This window comes from Gallaecimonas xiamenensis 3-C-1 (assembly GCF_000299915.1).
Lineage (GTDB): Bacteria > Pseudomonadota > Gammaproteobacteria > Enterobacterales > Gallaecimonadaceae > Gallaecimonas > Gallaecimonas xiamenensis.
The window spans coordinates 125,096-147,342 of record NZ_AMRI01000005.1 but is presented as its reverse complement, the minus strand read 5'-3'; the positions used below and the strand labels follow the sequence as shown (position 1 = coordinate 147,342).

20 protein-coding genes and 2 tRNA genes are annotated in these 22,247 nt (G+C 59.7%); 6 read left to right on the top strand and 16 right to left on the bottom strand.

Annotated elements, in window-relative coordinates; translation table 11 throughout:
• Positions 1–32: 32 nt before the first annotated feature.
• From clpP to B3C1_RS05105, 5 genes are all read right to left on the bottom strand, one after another.
• Positions 33–644 carry an ATP-dependent Clp endopeptidase proteolytic subunit ClpP gene (clpP, locus tag B3C1_RS05125; RefSeq protein ID WP_008483367.1) on the bottom strand — a complete coding sequence of 204 codons (612 nt, stop codon included), beginning with the start codon at positions 642–644 and terminating at the stop codon, positions 33–35.
• 89 nt (positions 645–733) lie between these two features.
• On the bottom strand, positions 734–2,038 hold the full coding sequence (gene tig, locus B3C1_RS05120) for a trigger factor (protein WP_008483366.1): 1,305 nt from the start codon (positions 2,036–2,038) through the stop codon (positions 734–736).
• Between the two features lie 235 nt (positions 2,039–2,273).
• Positions 2,274–3,410, bottom strand: a complete 1,137-nt coding sequence (locus tag B3C1_RS05115; protein ID WP_008483365.1) for a GNAT family N-acetyltransferase — start codon at positions 3,408–3,410, stop codon at positions 2,274–2,276.
• Positions 3,411–3,483: 73 nt separating this feature from the next.
• Positions 3,484–3,559: transfer RNA gene (locus tag B3C1_RS05110), tRNA-His, on the bottom strand.
• Positions 3,560–3,570: 11 nt separating this feature from the next.
• Positions 3,571–3,647: transfer RNA gene (locus B3C1_RS05105), tRNA-Arg, on the bottom strand.
• Positions 3,648–3,810: 163 nt separating this feature from the next.
• Here B3C1_RS05105 and folD point away from each other — a divergent pair.
• From folD to B3C1_RS05090, 3 genes are all read left to right on the top strand, one after another.
• A complete protein-coding gene (gene folD / locus B3C1_RS05100) occupies positions 3,811–4,668 on the top strand; it encodes a bifunctional methylenetetrahydrofolate dehydrogenase/methenyltetrahydrofolate cyclohydrolase FolD (protein ID WP_008483364.1) in 858 nt (285 codons plus the stop codon).
• Entirely contained in the window at positions 4,658–5,443 is a 786-nt protein-coding gene (locus tag B3C1_RS05095) for an ion transporter (protein WP_008483363.1), read from the top strand. Before folD ends, B3C1_RS05095 begins: the two co-directional genes overlap by 11 nt.
• Before the next feature lie 105 nt (positions 5,444–5,548).
• Entirely contained in the window at positions 5,549–6,349 is an 801-nt protein-coding gene (locus B3C1_RS05090) for an isocitrate lyase/PEP mutase family protein (RefSeq protein WP_008483362.1), read from the top strand.
• A gap of 36 nt (positions 6,350–6,385) precedes the next feature.
• Here the strand turns inward: B3C1_RS05090 and cysS are convergent, their stop codons facing one another.
• Positions 6,386–7,759 (bottom strand): cysteine--tRNA ligase, encoded by a 1,374-nt coding sequence (gene cysS / locus B3C1_RS05085; RefSeq protein ID WP_008483361.1) that lies wholly within the window; start codon positions 7,757–7,759, stop codon positions 6,386–6,388.
• Positions 7,760–7,868: 109 nt separating this feature from the next.
• Between cysS and B3C1_RS05080 the strand changes: the two genes are divergently transcribed.
• Entirely contained in the window at positions 7,869–8,360 is a 492-nt protein-coding gene (locus tag B3C1_RS05080; RefSeq protein ID WP_008483360.1) for a peptidylprolyl isomerase, read from the top strand.
• Positions 8,357–9,076, top strand: a complete 720-nt coding sequence (locus B3C1_RS05075) for a UDP-2,3-diacylglucosamine diphosphatase (protein WP_008483358.1) — start codon at positions 8,357–8,359, stop codon at positions 9,074–9,076. The genes B3C1_RS05080 and B3C1_RS05075 overlap by 4 nt, the downstream gene beginning before the upstream one ends.
• Before the next feature lie 11 nt (positions 9,077–9,087).
• Here the strand turns inward: B3C1_RS05075 and miaE are convergent, their stop codons facing one another.
• The 5 genes from miaE to B3C1_RS05050 all read right to left on the bottom strand — a co-directional run bounded on the left by miaE (position 9,088) and on the right by B3C1_RS05050 (position 16,688).
• Positions 9,088–9,864: a tRNA isopentenyl-2-thiomethyl-A-37 hydroxylase MiaE gene (miaE, locus tag B3C1_RS05070; protein WP_008483357.1), complete on the bottom strand. Its 777-nt coding sequence runs from the start codon at positions 9,862–9,864 to the stop codon at positions 9,088–9,090.
• A gap of 38 nt (positions 9,865–9,902) precedes the next feature.
• Positions 9,903–10,154 carry a hypothetical protein gene (locus B3C1_RS05065; RefSeq protein WP_008483356.1) on the bottom strand — a complete coding sequence of 84 codons (252 nt, stop codon included), beginning with the start codon at positions 10,152–10,154 and terminating at the stop codon, positions 9,903–9,905.
• Positions 10,155–10,234: 80 nt separating this feature from the next.
• The gene (locus B3C1_RS05060; protein ID WP_008483355.1) at positions 10,235–14,833 is read right to left on the bottom strand and encodes a thrombospondin type 3 repeat-containing protein; all 4,599 of its coding nucleotides are present in this window, start codon (positions 14,831–14,833) and stop codon (positions 10,235–10,237) included.
• Positions 14,834–14,845: 12 nt separating this feature from the next.
• The gene (locus B3C1_RS05055; protein ID WP_008483354.1) at positions 14,846–15,379 is read right to left on the bottom strand and encodes an outer membrane beta-barrel protein; all 534 of its coding nucleotides are present in this window, start codon (positions 15,377–15,379) and stop codon (positions 14,846–14,848) included.
• A 175-nt stretch (positions 15,380–15,554) separates the two neighbouring features.
• On the bottom strand, positions 15,555–16,688 hold the full coding sequence (locus B3C1_RS05050) for a tetratricopeptide repeat protein (protein WP_008483353.1): 1,134 nt from the start codon (positions 16,686–16,688) through the stop codon (positions 15,555–15,557).
• A gap of 110 nt (positions 16,689–16,798) precedes the next feature.
• On the opposite strand from B3C1_RS05050, the gene B3C1_RS05045 reads away from it, so the two are divergent.
• Positions 16,799–17,395 carry a Yip1 family protein gene (locus tag B3C1_RS05045; RefSeq protein WP_008483351.1) on the top strand — a complete coding sequence of 199 codons (597 nt, stop codon included), beginning with the start codon at positions 16,799–16,801 and terminating at the stop codon, positions 17,393–17,395.
• Between the two features lie 40 nt (positions 17,396–17,435).
• Here B3C1_RS05045 and purF read toward each other — a convergent pair whose 3' ends face one another.
• From purF to accD, 5 genes are all read right to left on the bottom strand, one after another.
• Positions 17,436–18,950, bottom strand: coding sequence for an amidophosphoribosyltransferase (gene purF, locus B3C1_RS05040; protein ID WP_008483350.1), 1,515 nt, complete (start codon positions 18,948–18,950; stop codon positions 17,436–17,438).
• Positions 18,951–18,974: 24 nt separating this feature from the next.
• Positions 18,975–19,463, bottom strand: coding sequence for a CvpA family protein (locus B3C1_RS05035; RefSeq protein ID WP_008483349.1), 489 nt, complete (start codon positions 19,461–19,463; stop codon positions 18,975–18,977).
• 68 nt (positions 19,464–19,531) lie between these two features.
• Positions 19,532–20,137: an SPOR domain-containing protein gene (locus B3C1_RS05030; RefSeq protein WP_156804454.1), complete on the bottom strand. Its 606-nt coding sequence runs from the start codon at positions 20,135–20,137 to the stop codon at positions 19,532–19,534.
• Positions 20,118–21,359 carry a bifunctional tetrahydrofolate synthase/dihydrofolate synthase gene (gene folC / locus B3C1_RS05025; RefSeq protein ID WP_008483347.1) on the bottom strand — a complete coding sequence of 414 codons (1,242 nt, stop codon included), beginning with the start codon at positions 21,357–21,359 and terminating at the stop codon, positions 20,118–20,120. Before folC ends, B3C1_RS05030 begins: the two co-directional genes overlap by 20 nt.
• Before the next feature lie 16 nt (positions 21,360–21,375).
• A complete protein-coding gene (gene accD / locus B3C1_RS05020; protein ID WP_008483346.1) occupies positions 21,376–22,245 on the bottom strand; it encodes an acetyl-CoA carboxylase, carboxyltransferase subunit beta in 870 nt (289 codons plus the stop codon).
• Positions 22,246–22,247: the final 2 nt, after the last annotated feature.

The window sequence follows — 22,247 nt, the reverse complement described above, 5'->3', positions numbered from 1 at the left end:
TATTGTAGGATACGACCTAAATGCCGGATCACTCAACGGTTGGCAAGAACAGAGTCCACCAAACCGTACTCCATGGCCTGTTCGGCCGTCATGAAACGGTCCCGGTCGGTATCCTGGGCTATGGTTTCCAGGCTCTGGCCGGTGTGGTCAGCCAGCAGGCGGTTCAGGCGGTCCTTGATGAACAGGATCTCGCGGGCGTGGATCTCGATATCCGAGGCCTGGCCCTGGAAGCCGCCCAAAGGCTGGTGGATCATCACCCGGGCATTGGGCAGGCAGTGGCGCTTGCCTTTGGCACCGCCAGCCAGCAGGAAGGCGCCCATGGACGCGGCCTGGCCGATACAGAGGGTGCTCACGTCAGCCTTGATGAACTGCATGGTGTCATAGATGGCCATGCCAGCCGTCACGGAGCCGCCGGGAGAATTGATGTACAGGTGGATATCCTTCTCCGGGTTCTCGGCTTCCAGGAACAACAGCTGCGCCACTATGAGGTTCGCCATATGATCTTCGACCTGGCCGGTCAGGAAGATCACCCGCTCTTTTAACAGGCGGGAGTAGATGTCGAAGGAGCGCTCCCCGCGTGCGGTCTGTTCGATGACCATAGGCACCAGGGCGTTCATGGGGTCGTTCTCGGCGATAAGCTTCATTAAATGTCCTGAAATGAAAATGGCTCGAGGGTTGCTCGAGCCATTATAACGTTGCTTTATTCAAGCAAGTCAACGCACCAGGACGGACCTTAGTTGCCGTTGTTCATGATTTCATCAAAGGCGGCGGCCTTCTCAGTCACCTTGGCTTTGGCCAGGATGGCGTCGATGGCTTGCTCTTCCAGGGCCAGGTTACGCATCTGGTCCAGCATTTCTTTGCTTTCGTTGAAGTATTTAATAACTTCAGCGGGGTCTTCGTAAGCGGAGGCCTGGTTGGCGATCAGGGTTTGGACGCGAGCGTCGTCAACTTTGATCTCTTCAGACTTGATCACTTCGCCCAGCAGCAGGCCAACCTGTACGCGGCGGCGGGCTTGTTCTTCGAACAGCTCGGCGGGCAGCTCAGGCAGGTTCTTGGCGTTGACGTTGCCACCGAAGCGAGACAGGGCCTGGCGACGCAGGTTGTCCACTTCCTGGGCAACCAGGGCGGAGGGCAGCTCAACGTCGTTGGCTTTGATCAGGCCGTTCAGAACCTGGTCTTTAACCTTGTTGCGCAGCACGTTGTTCAGCTCGCGCTCCATGTTTTTCAGCACTTCGGCCTTCAGGGCCTCAACGCCGCCTTCGGCAACGCCGAAACGGGTAGCGAACTCGTCGGTCAGCTCAGGCAGGTCCTGGGCTTCAACCTTGCCTACCTTGATGGCGAAGCTGGCAGCTTTGCCTTTGAGGTTTTCGGCGTGGTAGTCCTCGGGGAAGGTCACCTCGGCAACCAGCTCTTCGCCGGCTTTTTTACCCAGGATGCCGTCTTCAAAACCGGGGATCATGCGGCCTTTGCCCAGCTCCAGTTGGAAGCCTTCGGCCTTGCCGCCTTCGAATTCTTCGCCATCGATGCTGCCAACGAAGTCGATGGTGACGCGATCGCCGTCAGCGGCGGCCTTGTCGCTGTCAACCCAGCTAGCGTGCTGCTTTTGCAGGGTTTCGAGCATCTTGGCCAGGTCTTCGTCCTTGATCTCAACGGTGGGCTTTTCCACTTCAACAGTGTCCAGACCTTTGAGAGCCACTTCGGGGTAAACTTCGAAAGTCGCGGTGAACTCGAAGTCGCTGCCGGTTTCGTCTTTGGTGATGGCGAAACGGGGGCTACCGGCCGGGTTCAGCTTTTCTTTGACGATGGCTTCGATGAAGTGACGCTCAACTACACGTTGGGTCACGTCGCCACGTACGGCCTGGCCGAAACGCTTTTTGATGATGTTGACCGGCACCTTGCCCTTGCGGAAACCGTCAACTTTGGCGCGTTTGGCTTCTTCACGCAGGCCAGCTTCAACAGCGCTGTCAATGGTGTCAGCCGGCACAGTGATGGTCAGACGGCGCTCCAGGCCTTTTGTCGTTTCAACAGAAACTTGCATCGTTTTACCTCGATAATGTGATCATCGGCGCAGCCGGTGCAGCGCCTTTTTGACTGTAAGGCACGGTCTTCGCCCTGCCCTGATGTTCGTGCGGCCCAGGCAAATCAAGGCCCGGCCAGCATAGGCTTACAGAATGACGCGCCATTATAGCGGCGGTTTTGGGGAGAGTCGAGGAAGGGGTTGACGCCCTGGTCAATAATGCGGCAACAGGCCGGCAACAACGGTAAAAAGCCACTCAGATTGCATGAAATGGCAGCCGTTGCGCCGCTTCCTTGCGGTACTGGGCCAGCATCTGCGCTTCCTCCTGGACAAAGTGCGCTACGGCCTCGGCAAAGGCCGGCTCTTCAAGCCAATGGAGCGACCAGGTCACCACAGGTTCAAAGCCACGGGCAAGCTTGTGCTCCCCCTGGGCGCCGGCGTCAAAACGGGCCAGCCCCCGGTCGATGCAATAGTCGATACCCTGGTAATAACAGCATTCAAAATGCAGGGCGTCCCTTTCCTCCAGGCAGCCCCAATAACGGCCGTACAGGCACTGGCCGTCTTTGAAAAACAGCGAAGCCGCCACCAGTTCCTCCCCGGCAAAGGCCCCCACCATCAGCAGCTGCTCCCCTAGGGCCTGGCCCAGCAGCGGGAAAAACGACGCCGGCAGGTAGCCGCCATGGCCGCTGCGCTTAAGGTAGGTGCCCCGGTAGAAAAGGTAAAAACGCTGCCAAAGGGCCTCACTGATCTCAGGCCCCAACAGGCGCTTAAAGGTCAGCCCCTGCTGGGCTTGCTGGCGCTCCTTGGTCACCGTTTTTCGCTTGCGGGCCTTGAAGGTCGCCAAGAAGTCTGAAAAGTCCCCATAGCCCTTGTTGTGCCAGTGAAACTGCACCCCTTGCCGGGCCGCCAGGTCTGGCATGGCATCTTTAAGCTGCGCTAATTGTAAGGGGCTGGGGAACAACAGGTGCCAGGAGGAGGCCCCCAGGGCCTGGCAGTGCTTGATAAGGGCCGCAAACACCTCGGCCACCCGCTCCTGCCCTGCCCCTTTGGCCAGCATCAGCCTGGGGCCTGTTACCGGCGTAAAGGGCACGGCGGCTACTAGCTTGGGGTAATAAGACAGGCCATGGCGCTCATAGGCCTGGGCCCAACCCTGGTCGAAGACGTATTCGCCAAAGCTGTGCTGTTTCAGATAAAGGGGCATGGCCGCCAGCAGGGTGTCACCCTCGTAGAGCACCAGATGCTGGGGTTGCCAGCCACTGCCTCGGCCCACAGCGCCGCTTTGCTCCAACGCCGCCAAAAAGCCGTGGCGCACAAAGGGGTGGTCTTGGGCCAGGGCGTCCCAATGGGCAGCCGGCACTTGCGCAATGGCGCTTAAAAAACGGATTGAGACCATGGGGATACCGGCAACGCAACAGAGGCCAGCATAACCGATGGACAGGGGGGAAAGACACACAAGGGGGGAGAAATGGGGTGGACGATGGGACTTGAACCCACGACAACCGGAATCACAATCCGGGGCTCTACCAACTGAGCTACGCCCACCATAAATTTCATGGCGCGCCCTACAGGATTCGAACCTGTGACCCACGGCTTAGAAGGCCGTTGCTCTATCCAACTGAGCTAAGGGCGCAAATCCTTCAGACGCACAGAACAATGCCTGAAAAGCGGGGCGCATCATACAAAGATGCGCCATGGCGGTCAACCACCAAGAGAGCATGGCCTAAGCCCCTATTCTTTGCGACAATATGGCCGCCCAAGCCCACTCAAACGATTTCCTGAAGGATTATTGCTGCATGTCTGCTCAAATCATCGATGGCAAAGCGGTCGCTGCTTCTGTTCGCGAGAAAGTAAAAAATGCCGTTGCCAAGCGCCTTGCCCAGGGAAAACGCCAACCCGGTCTGGCCGTGGTGCTGGTAGGCTCCGATCCGGCCTCCGAAGTCTATGTGGGCTCCAAGCGCCGCGCCTGTGAAGAAGTGGGCTTTTTATCCAAGTCTTTTGACCTGCCCGCCACCACCAGCGAAGACGAGCTGCTGGCCCTGATTGACCAGCTCAACCAGGACCCCAGCATCGACGGTATTCTGGTGCAGCTGCCGCTGCCGGCCGGTATCGACGCCACCAAGGTGCTCGAGCGTATCCAGCCCGACAAGGACGTGGACGGTTTCCACCCCTACAACGTCGGCCGCCTGGCCCAGCGTATTCCGGTGCTGCGCCCCTGCACCCCCAAGGGCATCATCACCCTCCTCGAATCCATCGACTACCAGCCCCACGGCAAACATGCCGTAGTGGTGGGCGCCTCCAACATCGTTGGCCGCCCCGCCACCCTGGAGCTGCTGCTGGCCGGCTGCACCACCACCACCTGCCACCGCTTCACCCAAGACCTCGAAGCCCATGTGCGCCGCGCCGACATTCTGGTGGTGGCGGTGGGCAAGGCCGAGTTCATCCCCGGTGAGTGGGTCAAGGAAGGGGCCATCGTTATCGACGTGGGTATCAACCGCCAAAGCGACGGCAAGCTGCGCGGCGACGTGGGCTTTGAGGCTGCCGCACAGCGGGCCAGCTTTATCACCCCGGTGCCCGGCGGCGTCGGCCCCATGACGGTGGCCACCCTGATGGAAAACACCCTGGAGGCGTGCGAAAGGTTCCATGACGCTTAAGGAAAAGCTCAACGAGGTTATCTTCGGTTACAGCACGCCCGCCGGGCGTGCTTTTGACGTTTGCCTGATCGTCGCCATCATGCTGAGCGTGCTGGCGGTGATGCTTGACTCGGTGGCTGGCATACACCAGCGCTGGCAGCAGGAACTGGCCTTTGCCGAATGGGCCTTTACCGGCCTGTTCACCCTCGAATACCTGGCCCGCCTCTACTGCACCCAGAGCCGGCGCAAATACCTGTTCAGTTTTTACGGCCTGGTGGACTTGCTGTCCATTATGCCCACCTACCTGGCATTGATCATCCCCGGCGCCAATACCCTGCTGATCGTCAGGGTGCTGCGGGTATTGCGAGTGTTTCGGATCCTCAAATTGATGGAGTACTCCGAAGCCTCCCGGCGCCTTATCAGCGCCATAGTGCAATCGGGCCCCAAGATCTTCGTGTTCTTTGCCTCCCTGTTGGGGACTATCACGGTGTTCGGCGCCCTGATGTACCTAATCGAAGGCCCCCAGAACGGCTTTACCAGCATCCCCCGCAGCATGTACTGGGCTGTGGTGACCATGACCACGGTGGGCTACGGGGACATCAGCCCGCAAACTCCCCTTGGTCAGGCGGTAGCCTCGGTGGTGATGCTGCTGGGTTACTCCGTTATCGCCGTGCCCACCGGCATCCTCACCAACGAAATGGCCAAGCAGCGCTACAGCAAGCTATGTAATGAGTGCGGCCGGGGCGGCCATGAACCGGACGCCCGCTTCTGCCGCCACTGCGGCGCCCGCATGTAAACAAAAAACAGGCCTAGGCCTGTTTTTTAATGCAGGTCCGAAAAGGGCCAGCCTGGGGCGCCGCGCTTTTTCATCATGTACCGGCATTGATGAAGGAGATAACGGATGCAACCTCATATCCAACAAGCCCTGGCCCGGCGCTTTCGCCAACTTAACCAGCAACAGTTGCTGCTGCCCGGCATCTGGGACGCCGCCAGCGCCCGCCTGTTCGAGAAAAACGGCTACCTGGCCCTTGGCACCAGCAGCGCCGCCATGGCCTACAGCCAGGGCCTGGCGGACGGCCAGCAGATGACCTTAGCGCAGCTGCTGGCACCCCTGGCGGCCATTATCGCCAGGACCTCCCTGCCCCTTAGCGTCGACATTGAAAGCGGCTATGAAGACCTGGCGGAAACGGTACTGGGGGTGCTGGAGGCCGGCGCCGTTGCCATCAACCTCGAAGACAGCCTGCCAGGTAGCGGGCTTTTGGACCTTGCCAGCCAGTGTAAGCGCATTGCCCTGGCAAGGGCGGTGGCGGAGGATTTTGGCCTGGCGCTCTTTATCAACGCCCGCACCGACAGCTACCTGCTGGGCGTCGACAATGCCCTGGAAGAAACCCTGCACCGGGCCAGGGCCTACCAGCAGGCCGGGGCCGACATGCTGTTTGTACCGGGCATGAGCAGCGCCGATGACATAAAAGCCCTGGTCAGCGCCAGTCCCCTGCCGGTCAACCTGATGGCCCTGCCAGGGGCTAATGCCAATGACTGGTTTGCCTTGGGGGTGACCCGGGTCAGCCTGGGCCTTGGGCCCATGTTGGCGGTACTGGGGCTGGTGGATGCCATGGCGGCCCAAAGCCTTGGCCAGGGCCGCTGGCCCTTGATGGAGAAGCACAGCTTCGGTTTTGCCAAGGCCCAGGCGCTCTTTGGCTGACAAAAAAGCCCGGCATGGCCGGGCTTTTTTGTCGCATCAGGCTTTTCGCCAGCTGGTGCCCTGGGGGCCGTCTTCCAACACCACCCCAAGGGCGGTCAGGGCGTCACGGGCGGCGTCGGCGGCGGCCCAATCCCGGTCTTGGCGGGCCTGGTTGCGCTTGGCAATAAGGCCTTCAATATGGGCCACGTCCAGGTCCTCATCACCCCCCTGCAAGAAGGCCTCCGGAGCCTGCTGCACGACCCCCAGCAGGCCCCCCAGGTGCTTGAGGGTAGCGGCCAGGGACGCCACATCCGCCCTGCCCTCCTGCTTGGCCTTGTTCAGCTCCCGGGCCAGCTCGAACAGCACTACCAGGGCTTCGGGGGTGTTGAAGTCATCGTCCATGGCGGCATCGAAGCGGGCCGCCCAGTCGCCGGCCAGTTCAGCCTCGGCGCTGACCCCTTTAAGGGCCGTGTAGAGCCGCTCCAGGGCCGCCTTGGCCTGGTTGAGGTTGTCTTCGGAGTAATTGAGCTGGCTGCGATAATGGCTGGTCAGCAGGAAATAGCGCACCGTTTCGGCGTCGAACACCTTGAGCACGTCGCGGACCGTGAAGAAGTTGCCCAGGGACTTGGACATCTTTTCCTTGTTGACCTGCACCATGCCGGAATGGAGCCAGTAGCGGGCAAACTGCTGGCCGCTGGCGCAGCAGCTTTGGGCAATCTCGTTCTCATGGTGGGGGAAAGTCAGATCCGAACCACCGCCATGGATGTCAAACACCGGCCCCAGGTGGCGGGACGACATGGCCGAACACTCGATGTGCCAGCCCGGGCGGCCTTCGCCCCAGGGGGAAGCCCACTTGGGTTCGCCGGGCTTGGCCTGCTTCCACAGCACAAAGTCCAGGGGATCGCGCTTGGCGTCTTCCACGTCGACCCGGGCCCCGGCTTGCAGGGCGTCGAGATCCTGGCGGGACAACTGGCCGTACTGCTCAAAGGATTTGACCTCGAACAATACGTCGCCATTGTCAGCCTGGTAGGCATGGCCACGGTCGACCAGGGCTTTGACCATCTGGATGATGTCATCCATATGGGTGGTAACCTTGGGTTCGATGTCCGGGGGCAAGGTGTTGAGAGCGGCAAAGTCTTCGCGCATCAGGGTGGCAAAGCGTTCGGTCAGGGCTTCGCAGCTCTCGCCGTTTTCGTTGGCACGCTTGATAATCTTGTCGTCTACGTCGGTGATGTTGCGCACATAAGTGACGTCATAGCCCTTGTGGCGCAGGTAGCGGTTGATGACATCGAAAGCCACATAGGTGCGGGCATGGCCAATGTGCATCAGATCATAGATAGTGATACCACAGACATAGAGGGACACCTTACCGGGGACAAGAGGTTGAAAGGTTTCTTTTTCGCGGCTTAAGGTGTTGAAGACTTTCAGCATGACAACCATTGGTTATGTCGGACAATGGCCACATTGTATTGCGAGTGGCTGGTTGCGTCACCGGCAAATTAGGTAGAATGCGCCCCGACAAGCCAAGAGGACAGTATTCATGGTTATTTTGCACACCAATTTCGGCCCCATCAAAATCGAGTTGAACGCCGAAAAGGCCCCGGAAACCGTGGCCAACTTCGAGCAATACGTCAAAGATGGCTTTTACGACAACACCGTTTTTCACCGGGTGATTGACGGCTTTATGATCCAAGGCGGTGGTTTTGAGCCGGGCATGAAGCAAAAATCCGCCCGAGCCCCCATCAAGAACGAAGCGGACAACGGCCTGGCCAACAAGAAAGGCACCATCGCCATGGCCCGTACCCCGGACCCACACTCCGCCACCGCCCAGTTCTTTATCAACGTCAAGGACAACGACTTCCTGAACTTCCAGTCCGCCACCAGCCAAGGCTACGGCTACTGCGTATTCGGTGAAGTGGTCGAAGGCCTGGACGTGGTTGAGAAAATCAAAGGCGTGGCCACCGGTTCCCACGGCTTCCACCAGGACGTGCCCCTGGAAGACGTGCTTATCGAGCGTGCCGAGCTGGCGTGATCCTGTTCATCGCCGACTTGCACCTGAGCCCGGAACGCCCCGACATCTTCGGGGCGTTTCGCCGCTTTATGGAACAAGAAGCCCCCAAGGCCGACCGGTTGTATGTACTGGGGGACCTTTTTGAAGCCTGGATAGGGGACGACGATACCAGCCCCTTTAACCAGGCCGTGGCAGCCCTGTTCAAGGCCAATGCCGAGCGGGGCGTGGCCCAGTTCTTTATCCACGGCAACCGCGACTTTCTGATTGGCAAGCGCTTTGCCAAGGCTGCCGGCCTGACCCTGCTGCCAGAAGAAGCGGTGGTCGATCTCTACGGCACCCCTGCCCTTATCCTCCACGGCGACAGCCTCTGCACCCTGGACCTGGGCTACCAGGCCTTTCGCAGAAAAAGCCGCGGCCGCTTCTGGCAATGGCGCATGCAGCTGTTGCCGCTGTGGCTGCGCCGGCGTATCGCCCGTAAGGCCCGCGCCAAAAGCCAGGCGAGCAACGCTATGAAAAGCGATGCCATTATGGACGTCACCCCAGCCGAGGTAGATAAGGTCATGGCCCGCCACCAGGTGGGACTGCTGATCCATGGCCACACCCACAGGCCCAACCGCCACCAGCAACGGCTGGGGGAGCGCATTGTGCTGGGGGACTGGTACGAGCAAGGCTCGGTGCTGGTGGTAACCGAAGAGGACATCAGGCTGGAATGCCGCCCCTTTGAAAAAAGCGCCTGAAGGCGCTTTTTTTATGCCGTCACCGGGGCGCCGCTGTGAAAACGAAACTGCGGATCCGGGCTTTGGATAAGCTCGGCTTCAAGTTCCCGGAAAAAGGCGACCCGGTCATCGATATCGGTGCCGGCCACCTGGCGGGCCAGGGTCAGGTAGTCCTGGTAGTGGCGCGCCTCAGAGCGCAGCAAGGACACGTAAAAGCGGCCTATGTCCTCGTCCAGCAAGGGGGCCAGCCGGGCAAAACGCTCGCAGGAGCGGGCCTCGATAAAGGCGCCGACAATCAGCTTGTCCACCAAAGTCCAGGGTTCATGGTCCCGCACCGCCCCGATAAGGCCCTTGGCATAGCGGGCCGCGCTCAGGCTGTCGTAGGGCACCCCTTTGGCCGCCATCAGCTCCAGCACCTGCTCGAAGTGGTGCAGCTCTTCTTTGATAAGGCGCACCATCTTGTCGAGGATATCGGCGCCATGGGCAAAGCCCTTCTTGGCCGCCAGCTCGCCGATAAGGGCGTTTTTGGCGCCTCCCAGCTCCCCTTGAACCTTGCGATAGACCAGGTCCTCATAGGGTTTGACCCAGGCCAGCAGCGCTTTGCCGGCGTCGTTATCCACCGCATAGCGGCGAATAAGCCAGACCGCCGTCTGGGCTGCCTTGAGCTCGCAGTTGCAATGATCGATAAGCAGCAGCGCTAGGTTCTGCGGCTTGGCCGCTTCGGTCAGCCAGCTGTCCGGGGTGGCACAGCCCAGGAAGGCTTGGATAGGGTCAAGCAGGGTTTGGTATTGAGATAAGCTGACGGCCATGGGCACTCCTGTGGTGAGTGCCGGATCCTAAAGAAGCCTCAGCCCTTGGACAAGGTCTTGGGGCCACTTCGCGGGCAACCTTGCTTATGCCAGGCCTTCTCCCACTTTTGCAGTTGCTGGCGCAGCTGCTTTTCAAGCTTGCTATAGGCCTTGGAGGCCTGCTTTTTCTCGATGGCTTTGACCTGCCGGGCAATGTGCCGGCAGTCCTGATGCAGGCTTTTGTGGTCACGGATAACGGGGTGAGCCTGGGCGGTAGCGGCTAGAAAAGCCAACAGCAGAAGAGTTTTCATCGCACTTCCTCCTTGAAGTGGTGGCCCTTAAGTATAGAAAAGCCCCTCCAGGGAGGGGCTTTTAACCAGTAAGGGAGCTGTCAGCTGGCCGGAGGTGCTACGCAGACAGCGTAGATATCCAGCACATCCAGGGCACCCACTACCGCCGCCTTGTTGATCTCCACCTCGTCAAAGTCGAGGGTGGTTTCGAACATCACCAACTGGCGGGTGTTGTCATTGAGCAGACCCAGCAGCTGCAACCCCAGCAGGCCGCCGTTGGTGCTGCGCTCCTGCTCAACGCCGTTGAGGTAGGTACGCAGCCCGATATTGGTCAGCAGGCTCAGGTCCAGCAGACCATTGGGGGACGACACCATCACCGCCACCCGCTTGGCGCCGGTGTAGGTATTGGCTGTGTCCTCGGCGCTGGCCCATACCGAGGCGGCAACGGCCACCGGGGTACTCATCCGGGCAGCATTGTCGATGTTGCTGTCGACAAAGTTGGCCGGACTGGTGACACCGCAACCGACGCAGAGCACGCCGCGCAGGCCATCATCGTCCACCACGTTGGCCCCCACTATGGGTTCAAACAGCTTGCCGGTGCCGCATTCGATGTTGGCGACAGCGTCACAGGCATCCCCAATGCCATCCAGATCCTGGTCGGCCTGGTCGGCATTGGCCACAGTAGGACAGTTGTCGACACCGTCCAGCACACCGTCGTTGTCGTCGTCGGTATCGCAGATATCGCCAATGCCGTCACCATCCAGGTCAGCCTGGCTGGGGTTGGCCACCAGAGGGCAGTTGTCGGTGGCATCATCGATACCGTCCCCATCCTGGTCGTTCAAGGAGTCACAGGCGTCTCCAAGGCCGTCGAAGTCCACATCCACCTGGCTGGGGTTGGAGATGAAGGGGCAGTTGTCGACACCGTCCAGCACGCCGTCGTTGTCGTCGTCGCTGTCACAGGCATCCCCGAGGCCGTCACCGTCGTTGTCCAACTGGTCGATGTTGAACTGCAGGGGGCAGTTGTCTGAGGCGTCGGCAACACCGTCGCCATCATCGTCGCTGTCACAAAGGTTGCCCTGGCCATCACCATCCAAGTCGGCCTGGTCCGGGTTGGCTACCAAGGGGCAGTTATCGAGGCTGTCCGTCACACCATCACCGTCATCATCGGTATCACAGGCGTCCCCTACCCCATCACCGTCGCTGTCGAGCTGGTCGGCGTTGAACACCAAGGGGCAGTTGTCAGCACCGTCGGCGACACCATCGCCGTCATCGTCACTGTCACAGGCATCACCTGCACCATCGGCATCGGTATCGGTTTGATCGGCGTTGGCAACCAGCGGGCAGTTGTCGATGCCATCGTCGATACCGTCACCGTCAGCGTCGGTGTCGCAGGCATCCCCTATGCCGTCACTGTCGAGATCCGACTGGCCGGCATTGGCCACCAAGGGGCAGTTGTCTGAGCCATCATCGATACCGTCACCGTCACTGTCGGTGTTGGCATCACAGGCATCACCTATGCCGTCGCTGTCAGCGTCCTCCTGGCCTGGGTTGGCAATGAGCGGACAGTTGTCGGTGGCGTCCGGGGTACCGTCACCATCGTCATCGCTGTCGCAGGCGTTACCGGTCCCGTCTCCATCGGTGTCGAGTTGGGCGGGGTTGGCCACCAGCGGGCAGTTGTCTGCCAGGTCGGCCACGCCATCTCCGTCGTCGTCATTGTCACAGGCGTCGCCTATGTCGTCTGCATCGGTGTCCAACTGGGTTGGGTTGGCGGTCAGGGGACAATTGTCCAGTCCGTCGGCCACGCCGTCGCCATCGTCGTCACTGTCGCAGGGATCCCCCAGGCCATCAGCATCGGTATCGAGCTGATCGGGGTTGGGGGTAACAGGACAGTTGTCGCTGACATCGGCGACACCGTCACCGTCGTCGTCACCGTCACAGGCATCGCCCAGGCCGTCGCTGTCCAGATCCGCTTGGCCGGGGTTGGCTAACGCAGGGCAGTTGTCGGCACTGTCGGCTACCCCGTCACCGTCGCTGTCGGTCAGGGGGTCACAGGCGTCGCCCAAGCCGTCTCCGTCGGTATCAAGCTGACTGTTGTTGGCCACCAACGGGCAGTTATCGGCACCGTCGGCAATACCGTCGTTGTCGTCGTCGTTGTCGCAGACATCACCGGTACCGTCGCCGTCGTTGTCTACCTGCGCGGGGTTGAAGTCGGCGGGGCAGTTGTCCACGCCGTCATCCAAGCCGTCGCCGTCGAAGTCGCTGTTGAAATCACAGGCGTCCCCGACACCGTCAGAGTCGGCGTCATCCTGGCCGGGGTTGGCGATCAGCGGGCAGTTATCACTGTCGTCGGCAACACCATCACCGTCGCTGTCGGTGAAGGGGTCGCAGGCGTCCCCGAGACTATCACCGTCCTGATCCCCCTGGCCGGGGTTGGCGATCAGCGGACAGTTATCGGAACCGTCGGCAATACCGTCACCGTCGTCATCGTTGTCGCAGGCATCGCCCTGGCCATCAGCGTCGGTATCCAACTGCGAAGCGTTGGCCGTCAGGGGGCAATTGTCGATAAGGTCGGCCACGCCGTCGTTATCGTCATCGGTGTCACAGGCATTGCCCAGGCCGTCGCTGTCGCTGTCCAACTGGCCGGGGTTAACCACCAGGGGACAGTTGTCGGCACCGTCTAGCACGCCGTCATTGTCGTCATCGCCGTCACAGGCATCGCCCAGGCCGTCGCCGTCACTGTCGGTCTGGCTGCTGTTGGCCGTCAGGGGGCAGTTATCCAGCACGTCCTGGACGCCGTCGCCGTCATCATCACTGTCACACAAATCCCCCAGGCCATCGCCGTCCAAATCCAGTTGGCTGGCGTTGGTCACGGTCGGGCAGTTATCGACACCGTTATCGATGCCATCGCCGTCCAGGTCGTTGTCACAGGCATCCCCGATGCTGTCGGCATCCTGGTCTTGCTGGCCGGGGTTGGCCACCGCAGGACAGTTGTCGGTGCTGTCGTCAACGCCATCACCATCACTGTCGGTATTGGCATCGCAAGCATCACCTATGCCATCACTGTCGGCATCCTCCTGACCAGGGTTGGCCACCAGCGGGCAGTTGTCGGCGCCATCATCCACACCGTCGCCGTCGTCGTCAGTGCTACAGGCATCACCTACACCATCGCCGTCGGTGTCGGTCTGGGCCGGGTTGGCATTGAGGGGACAGTTGTCGGTACCGTCGTTCACACCGTCGTTGTCGTCGTCGGCATCACAAGCGTCGCCCTGGCCATCGCCATCGGTGTCGGTCTGGCCGGTATTGGCCACCAACGGGCAGTTATCGGCGCCGTCCAGCACGGTGTCGTTGTCATCGTCGGTATCACAAACATCCCCTTGGCCATCACCGTCATTGTCGGCTTGGTCGGCGTTGGAGTTGATAGGACAGTTATCGGCGCCATCGTCAACGCCGTCACCGTCGTCGTCGCTGTCGCAGGCATCCCCCAAGCCGTCACCGTCGGTGTCCCCTTGGGTGGGGTTGGCTACCAAGGGGCAGTTGTCGCTGCCATCATCGATGCCGTCACCGTCGCTGTCGGTGTTGGCATCACAGGCGTCACCTATGCCATCACCATCGGTGTCGGCCTGGTCAGGGTTGGCCACCAGCGGGCAGTTGTCGGCACCATCGTCGAAGCCGTCGCCATCGTCGTCGTTGTCGCACACATCACCCAAGCCATCGCCGTCTGTATCGAGCTGGCTGGCATTGGCTGCCAGTGGGCAGTTGTCGCTGGCATCGTCGATACCGTCGCCATCGTCGTCACCGTCACAGGCATCCCCCAAACCATCGCCATCGGTGTCGAGCTGGCCGGGGTTGGTCACCGCCGGGCAGTTATCAACGCCGTCACCGATACCGTCACCGTCGGAATCGGTGTCGTTGTCACAGGCATCACCTATGCCATCACCGTCCGTATCGGTTTGATCGGGGTTGGCCACAGTGGGGCAGTTGTCGCTGCCGTCAGCCAGGCCGTCGTCGTCGTCATCGGTATCGCAGGCATCACCCTGGCCATCGCCGTCGCTGTCAAGCTGGTCGGTATTGGCAGTCAAGGGGCAGTTATCGACGCTGTCGAGCACAGTGTCATTGTCATCGTCGGTGTCGCAGGCATCGCCTATGCCGTCACCGTCGCTGTCAATTTGATCAGGGTTTTCAACATTGGGGCAGTTGTCGTTGCCATCGCCTACACCATCGGCGTCGGTATCATCGCCGCCGTCACAGGCGTCACCAATGCCGTCGCCGTCGCCGTCGGCCTGATCCGGGTTAGCCACCAAGGGGCAGTTATCGACACTGTTGGCAATGTCATCACCGTCGATGTCGTTATCGCAGGCATCCCCCAGGCCGTCGCCGTCGGCGTCCGCCTGATCCGGGTTGGCAAGGGCCGGGCAGTTGTCGGCGTCATTATCGACATCGTCGCCGTCAACATCGTCATCACAGAGGTCCCCAAGGCCATCCCCATCGGCATCGGATTGGTCGGGGTTGGCTACGCTGGCACAATTGTCGAGGTTGTCGGCAATACCGTCACCGTCGGCGTCCAGCACCGGGCTGGGATCGCCGCCACCGCTGCCGTCATCGCCGCTGCCGCCGCCGGCACTGCAGGCCGTCAGCATGGCCAGCATCATGGCCACTAAACAGATTTTCAGGGCGCTAAGCCCCTTGCTTTGGATAATCATGACTGGCTCTCCTTAGCGAAACGGAAACTCAAACCCCAGACCGAATTGCCAGTCGAGGTAATCTTCCTGGAAGCTGTCGTAGAGCACGCGAAATTCGGTGCGGATCTGCAGGCGGGTATTGGCTATCTCTTTGAACACCAAACCGCCACCAAGGTTGGCAAAAGCCGAGGTGTCGTCGTCCCGGTTAGGCACGACATCGTTGTGCACGGCACCCAGGCCAACCAGCAGATAGGGAGTGGCGCCGTAGTCAGACGTGAAGTTGTACCTGAAATCCAGGCCCAGACCGGCTTGATAGAAATCGGTCAGGTCACTTTCATCAGTTTCCAGGACGTTGTAGAAAAACTGGGCTTCCCAATCCCAACGCTCATTAATTTTCCAACCGTAGATAGCCCTTACACCAAAACCGGATTCATCAGTTCCCCTGTCCTGGTCAGCACCGATGAAGGTGGGCATGACACTGACATGGGACGCTTCGGCATGGAGGTCGAGGGATACAGTAGAAAGAAACAGGAAGGACGCAAGGGTACAGCAAAACTGCTTTTTCATAGTTCTCACTCCGTCGAGACAGACTTTGCGCTCAGTGGCAAAGCTAGTCAGGCCCGGGGGCTGTGACGAAGTCAGAACCGGCTTTTAGGTCATTTTTGCTAACCTGCTGGCATATTTGATTAAATTTTAGGCAAGCTAAAAATTAGTCGCTATATTTTAACCTTTTGGAAACATCTCAGAGGTTCGCCTGCTGCCACTGCCGCATCTGCCTTTCCATGTCAGGTGTGCTGGCCAATGCGATGGCCCTGTCTATCATCTTGCGGGCCAGATCATCCTGACCAAGGCGACGATAGGCTTTGGCCATACCCCACAGGGCTTCCTCATTAATGTCGTCTATACGCAGCGCCCGCTCAAAGAGGGCCTTGGCCTTGGCGACCTGGGCTACGGCCAGGGCCTGCTCCCCCTGATCGATATAATCAAAGGGGTTTTCCGGCATCAGGGCGTCGGCTCTGTGTTTGGCGTCATTCGCTTCTTGTTGTCGCCCTTCCAAGTTGTAAAGCACGGCTAAGTTTTGCCAAACCGACGGATCTTTGTTGTCAATTCCAATGACGTAGCGATAGACAGATTCTGCTTCCTTCATTAGTCCTTTGCGCCGGTACACCAACCCAAGCAGATTCCAGCTGTCCATCTCACCAGGCGCCAGCTCGAGCGCCTTTTTCACCGCCCAATAGCTTTGGTCAAGCTTCCCTTCAATTAGCCAGTTGGCAGCTATGTTGTGATAGAAAAAAGAGGCGGCTACCTCGTCTGAAATGGGCTTTGTGCGAAATGCATAACGCCCATAACCACGCTGAAAATCAACGATGCGGTAAGCAGCATCCGCGAGTACATTGGCGCCCATCTCTCCTGTTTTCACCCGAATATTCACGTGCTGAGAAAGCGTTATCAAATCACCAGATCGACTCCATCTGGGAGGGATAGATACCCTTTGGAGTTGCGCCTCAAGTTCCCAGTGTCGAGCCATGATCGCGGTAAACACTGAAAGGGAAAGGCAGTTACCTTGTCGATATACCATCACTTCTTTGGGAGCAACGGTCATTTCCGCGTTGTACCTGATAGGCAAGGTATTGCGCTCAAAGAGCCATTCAATGAGCTGATTCAGGCGTTCGTTCTTGTTTCGTACTGGCCTAATGCCTTGCAGTAATGCCGCCATCTCGTCTGTCACCTCAAACAGGGCGTCAGGTGACAACAATTGGGGTTTGTCGTTGAAGTGGGCATCCTGCCAATACTGGGGGGGCGCTTCCGTGGGCCGGGGTTCTGGAGCGGACTGGCATCCGTTGAGGGCCAGCACCAGCAGTAGCCAGAGACGCATGGGGCCACCTTGACGAAACATTTTATTTACACTTAATTCTAATCAGGCCTGGGGATTTTGCGTACCGGGCCCTTGGGGAGAAGCGTTCGAGGTTTTAAAAGGATAAGACTATGATTCTTAACCATATATGGGGGCTTTACGCCCATCCGAGAGATGAATGGCACAGCATTGAGCAACGCCATGAAAGCCTTACTTACAGTTTGTCACACATCATGCTGGTGGCCCTGATCCCGTCCATCTGCGGTTATTACTCGGCCTCAGAGCTAGGCTGGCAAATCGGGGTTGGCGATCCGGTCAAGCTCACCGGTGACAGTGCCCTGATGATTTCGGTGGCCATGTACTTTGCGCTGATCGCCGGGGTCTTTGCCCTGGCATACCTGGCCAAGTGGATGGCCCAGACCTTCGGGTCCACTCCGTCCTACACCCAAACCCTGGAGCTGGCGGCCTACACCTCCACACCACTCTTTATGGTGGGTTTCGCTACCCTCTACCCGGTGCTCTGGTTCGTCATGCTGGTGGGGTTGGCCGGGGTCGCGTACTCGGTGTACCTGCTTTACGTGGGGGTACCCATCCTGATGCACATTCCAGAAGAGCGCGGCTTTATCTACGCCAGCTCCCTAGTGACGGTGGGCCTGGTGCTGCTGGTCAGCATCTTGGCGGTTACCGCCATCCTCTGGGGATCCGGTTTCGGGCCCATGTATACCTGACCGCTCGCCAACAAAAAGGCGGCCCTTAGGCCGCCTTTTTTTAGGCTTCTTCGTTGTGCATTTCGAGGTTGGGGTCCTCGATATTGGCCCTTGATGCCTTGGCCGTATCAGAGCGGGCCTCGTCAAGAGCGTCCAGATAAGCCTGGTCCACGTCGCCGGTCACGTAATCACCGTCAAACACCGAGGTTTCAAAGCGCTGTACGGTCGGGTTTTCCTGACGCACGGCATCGATGAGATCGCCTATGGCCTGGAAGATAAGGCCGTCGGCACCGATTTGTTCGCAGATGTTGTCCACTTCGCGGCCATGGGCGATAAGCTCATTGGCGGACGGCATGTCGATACCATACACGTTGGGGAAGCGGATCTCAGGGGCGGCAGAGGCGAAGTAGACCTTGTTGGCACCGGCATCGCGGGCCATCTGGATGATCTGCTCTGAGGTAGTGCCCCGCACTATGGAGTCGTCCACCAGCAGCACGTTCTTGCCTTTGAATTCGGCATTGATGGCGTTGAGCTTACGACGCACCGACTTCCGGCGGATGGTCTGGCCCGGCATGATGAAGGTACGGCCAATGTAGCGGTTCTTCACGAACCCCTGGCGGTAAGGCAGGTCCAGCACACCGGCTATCTCCAGAGCGATATCGCAGGAGGTCTCCGGAATGGGGATGACCACATCGATATCCAGCTCGCCCCATTCCTTCTTGATCTTCTCACCCAGCTTACGGCCCATGTGCACACGGGCGGCATAGACGGAAATGCCGTCCATGGTGGAGTCGGGACGGGCAAAATAGACGTATTCGAAAATGCAGGGGCAGTGCACCGGGTTATCAGCGCACTGCTGGGTGAAGAGCTCACCTTCTTCGGTGATATAGACAGCTTCGCCCGGGGCGACGTCGCGCATGAACTCAAAGCCCACCACGTCCAGGGCCACAGACTCGGAAGCCACCATGTACTCTACCCCTTCCGGGCCCTCGCGGCGACCCAATACCAGGGGACGGATGCCGTAGGGGTCGCGGAAGGCCACCAGGCCATGGCCGATGATGATGGACATCACCGCATAGGCACCCCGGCAACGGCGGTGGGTTTCGCTGACAGCCTTGAAGATGTCCTGAGGCTGCAGGGAAATGGCCGTGCAGGCGGTCAGGGCATGGGCAAAGACGTTGAGCAGGATCTCGGAGTCCGAGGTGGTGTTGATGTGGCGACGGGCCTCTTTAAAGAGGCTTTCCTTTAGCTCCTGAGCATTGGTCAGGTTGCCGTTGTGGGCGGCGGCAATGCCGAAGGGGGAGTTAACGTAGAAGGGCTGGGCCTCGGCGCTGGAGGAGGAACCGGCGGTGGGGTAACGCACATGCCCTACCCCAATGTTGCCGGACAGGCGCTCCATGTGGCGGCGCTCGAACACATCCTTAACCAGACCGTTGGCCTTGCGCAGACGGAAGGTATTGTCAGAGATGGTGACAATACCGGCAGCGTCCTGTCCGCGGTGTTGGAGCACGGTCAAGCCATCGTAAATGGCCTGATTGACCGGTGATTTCCCAACGATACCGACGATACCACACATGTTTCGTTCCTCTCGGTTAAGGCCTTAGCCTTTGGGCAAAAAGCTGGAGCTAGATTGCAGGTATTCAAAAAACCATTGCACCACCACCCCGAACTCGGGGATCAGGCGAGAAGACTTCCACCACTGGGAGTCGGGCATGGAGGTGAAGCTGTCGAAAGCGAACAACAAGGCCGCCACCACCAGCACGCCACGCAGGGCGCCAAAGATCATCCCCAGCAAGCGGTCAAAGCCGCTCAGACCCGTCTTGTCGACCAACTGGGCGACGATGTAAGTGAGCAGGCCACCCAGTATCAGGGTAGCCAGAAACAGCAGCGCTATGGCCGCTGCATTACGAAACAGGGGGTCGTCCAGACCGGTGAACAGGGGAGCCAGCTTTTCGTAGAAACTGCTGGCGACAAAGAAGGCGGCCACCCACACCAGCAGAGACATGGCCTCACGCACAAAGCCCCTGACCAGGCTGATAAGAACAGAGAGGCCAATGATGACCAAAATCGCTATGTCGACCCAATTCATGCAGTCACGCAAACGTTTAGATTTTAACGGCGGCGTATTCTAACAGACACTTGGGGAAAAAGGTCAATTCAGCGAAGAGGGTCGTAATGGAAGACCCGCCCCTTGAGGCCGCTCACGTTATTGAGCTTATCCAGTTGCCCTTCCAGGCGGCTGCGGTCCGTCTCCGGTCCCACCAACACCTTGGACAAACCATTCTCCTGCACCAAGAAAGCCTTGAATCCCGCATTACGTAGTTTCTTGACCAATTCCAGGGCGGACTGGTGGCGGCCGAAGGCCCCCATCTGCACCACCCAGGCATCCTTGACCGGCTGCGGCTTTGCCTCGGCCTTGGGTTGCGTTTTGGGCTCTACCTTGGGCTGGGGTTTGGGTTGGGCCTTTTCGGCAGGCTTGACGGTCACCTGCGCTGTCTCGGTGCCTTTGACCTCGGGAGGCAGCTCGCTGGCATCGTTATCCGGCAACGGCTCTGGCTGAGGCACGGTCACCTGGTTGGCCAGCGCATCCTCAGGGTAGGTTTTAGGCTCCGGTGTGGCACCGATTTCGGGGCGCAGGGGAATAACCTCGAATTTCTCCGGCGTCGGGGCGGCCGGTTCACGGAGCAGTTCCGGGATGATAAGCGCCAGCAGCGCCACCACCACCAGGGTTCCGACAATACGATTAGTTACTGGACTGGACACCGTCACTCCCCTTGGGCAATACCTGCGCCACAGTGTAAAAGGAACCGAACACGATCACCACGCCGTCGGTCCCGGCAGCCTTAACGGCTGCTTGCTGAGCGGCAATAACTGTCCCATAACTCTGCGCTGCCCCAAGGGCTTTGGCCAAGCGGCTGGCCGGCGCGGCACGGCCAACGCCGCTGAGTTCGGCCGGGTACCAATGGCTGATGCTGTCCAGGGCCGCCAGGGTGCCTTCGATGTCCTTATCTGCCAGCATGGCGCAAACACCGTGCAAAGGGCGCCCGGCAAAACGGCGCTTTAGCTCGCTATTGAGGTAACGGGCGGCATGGGGATTATGGGCCACGTCGCACAGCACCAGAGGGCTGTCAGATAGCTGCTGCATGCGCCCAGGCAGGCTTGCCAAGCGCAGGCCAGAGGCAATGGCCTCGGCCTTTAGGGGCAGGCCAAGAGCCTTAAGGGCGGTCAGGGCGGTGGCGGCGTTGGGCAGGGGCAGGCCCGGCCTTGGCCAGCTATTACCCTCAAGCACCCAGTGCTGCCCTTGGTCTTCATAGATAAAATCGCGGCCCACCCAGCACAGCTTGGGGCCAATACGGGCGGCTTCTTCGAAAAAGACCTCGGTAGGATCCGGCTCGCCACACACCAGGGGGCGGCCCTGGCGGGCAATGCCGATTTTCTCCCTGGCCACCGACTCACGGCTATTGCCAAGAAAGCTCTGGTGGTCAAGGTCGATACTGGTTACCACCGCCACATCGGCATCGACGATATTGGTGGCATCCAGGCGCCCGCCCAGGCCTACCTCCAGTATCACCACGTCGGGTTGGTGACGCTTGCAGAGCCATAGAGCCGCCAGGGTGGAAAATTCGAAATAGGTCAGGCTAATCTCGCCTCTGGCCTGTTCAATGGCGGCAAAGGCCTGGCAGTGCTCTTCTTCGCTGAGCATGGCTTGGTTGAGGCGCAGCCGTTCCCGGTAGTCCACCAGGTGCGGTGAGCTATAAACAGCCACGCTGTAGCCGCCCTGGCGCAGTATGGACTCCATCATGGCGCAAGTGGAGCCCTTGCCATTGGTACCGCCCACCAGCAGGGTTTTAGCGGCCAAAGGCAGCAATTGGGCCCGCTCGGCCACGGCCTTGACCCGCTCCAGGCCCATGTCGATGGCGCTCTGGTGCAGGTTCTCTAAATGAAAAAGCCAGTCCGCAAGGGACTGGCTTGAGAATGTGGTCATTCTAATCCTTGCCTATTCAGGCAGCCGATTCAGTGCTGGGCTGCCCCATCAACTTAGCCAGCAGGCGGGCGATTGTATCACGCATCTGGCGACGGTCGACGATCATGTCAATGGCGCCCTTTTCCACCAGGAACTCGGAACGCTGGAAGCCTTCCGGCAAGTCCTCACGCACGGTCTGCTTGATGACCCGGGGGCCGGCAAAACCGATCAGCGCCTTGGGCTCAGCCACATGGATATCCCCCAGCATGGCAAAGGACGCCGATACGCCGCCCATGGTGGGGTCGGTCAGGACCGAGATAAAGGGCAGGCCCTTGTCGCTCAGGCGCGCCAGGGCGGCCGAGGTCTTGGCCATCTGCATCAGGGACATCAGGGCTTCCTGCATGCGGGCACCACCGGAGGCGCTAAAGCAGATCATTGCCCGGTTTTCCTTGATGCAGGTTTCCACCGCGCGCACGAAGCGGGCACCTACCACAGAGCCCATGGAACCGCCCATGAAGTCAAATTCAAAACTGGCGACCACCACCGGCAGATCCTTAAGGCGCCCCTTCATCACGATAAGGGCATCTTTCTCGCCGGTCTTCTTCTGGGCTTCGACGATGCGATCCTTGTATTTCTTGGAATCGCGGAACTTCAGTACGTCCTGGGGCTCCAGCTCGGCGCCCAGCTCTTCGCGGCCGTCCTGGTCCAGAAAGCCGTCCAGGCGGGCACGGGCACCAATGCGCATGTGATGGCTGCACTTGGGGCACACTTCCAGGTTCCGCTCCAGCTCGGCGCGGTAAAGGATCTGGTCGCAAGAAGCGCACTTGGTCCACACCCCTTCCGGGATGTTTTTGCGGTCTTGGGAAACGTTCTTGGTTTTGTTGAGAATCTTTTCGATCCAGCTCATGT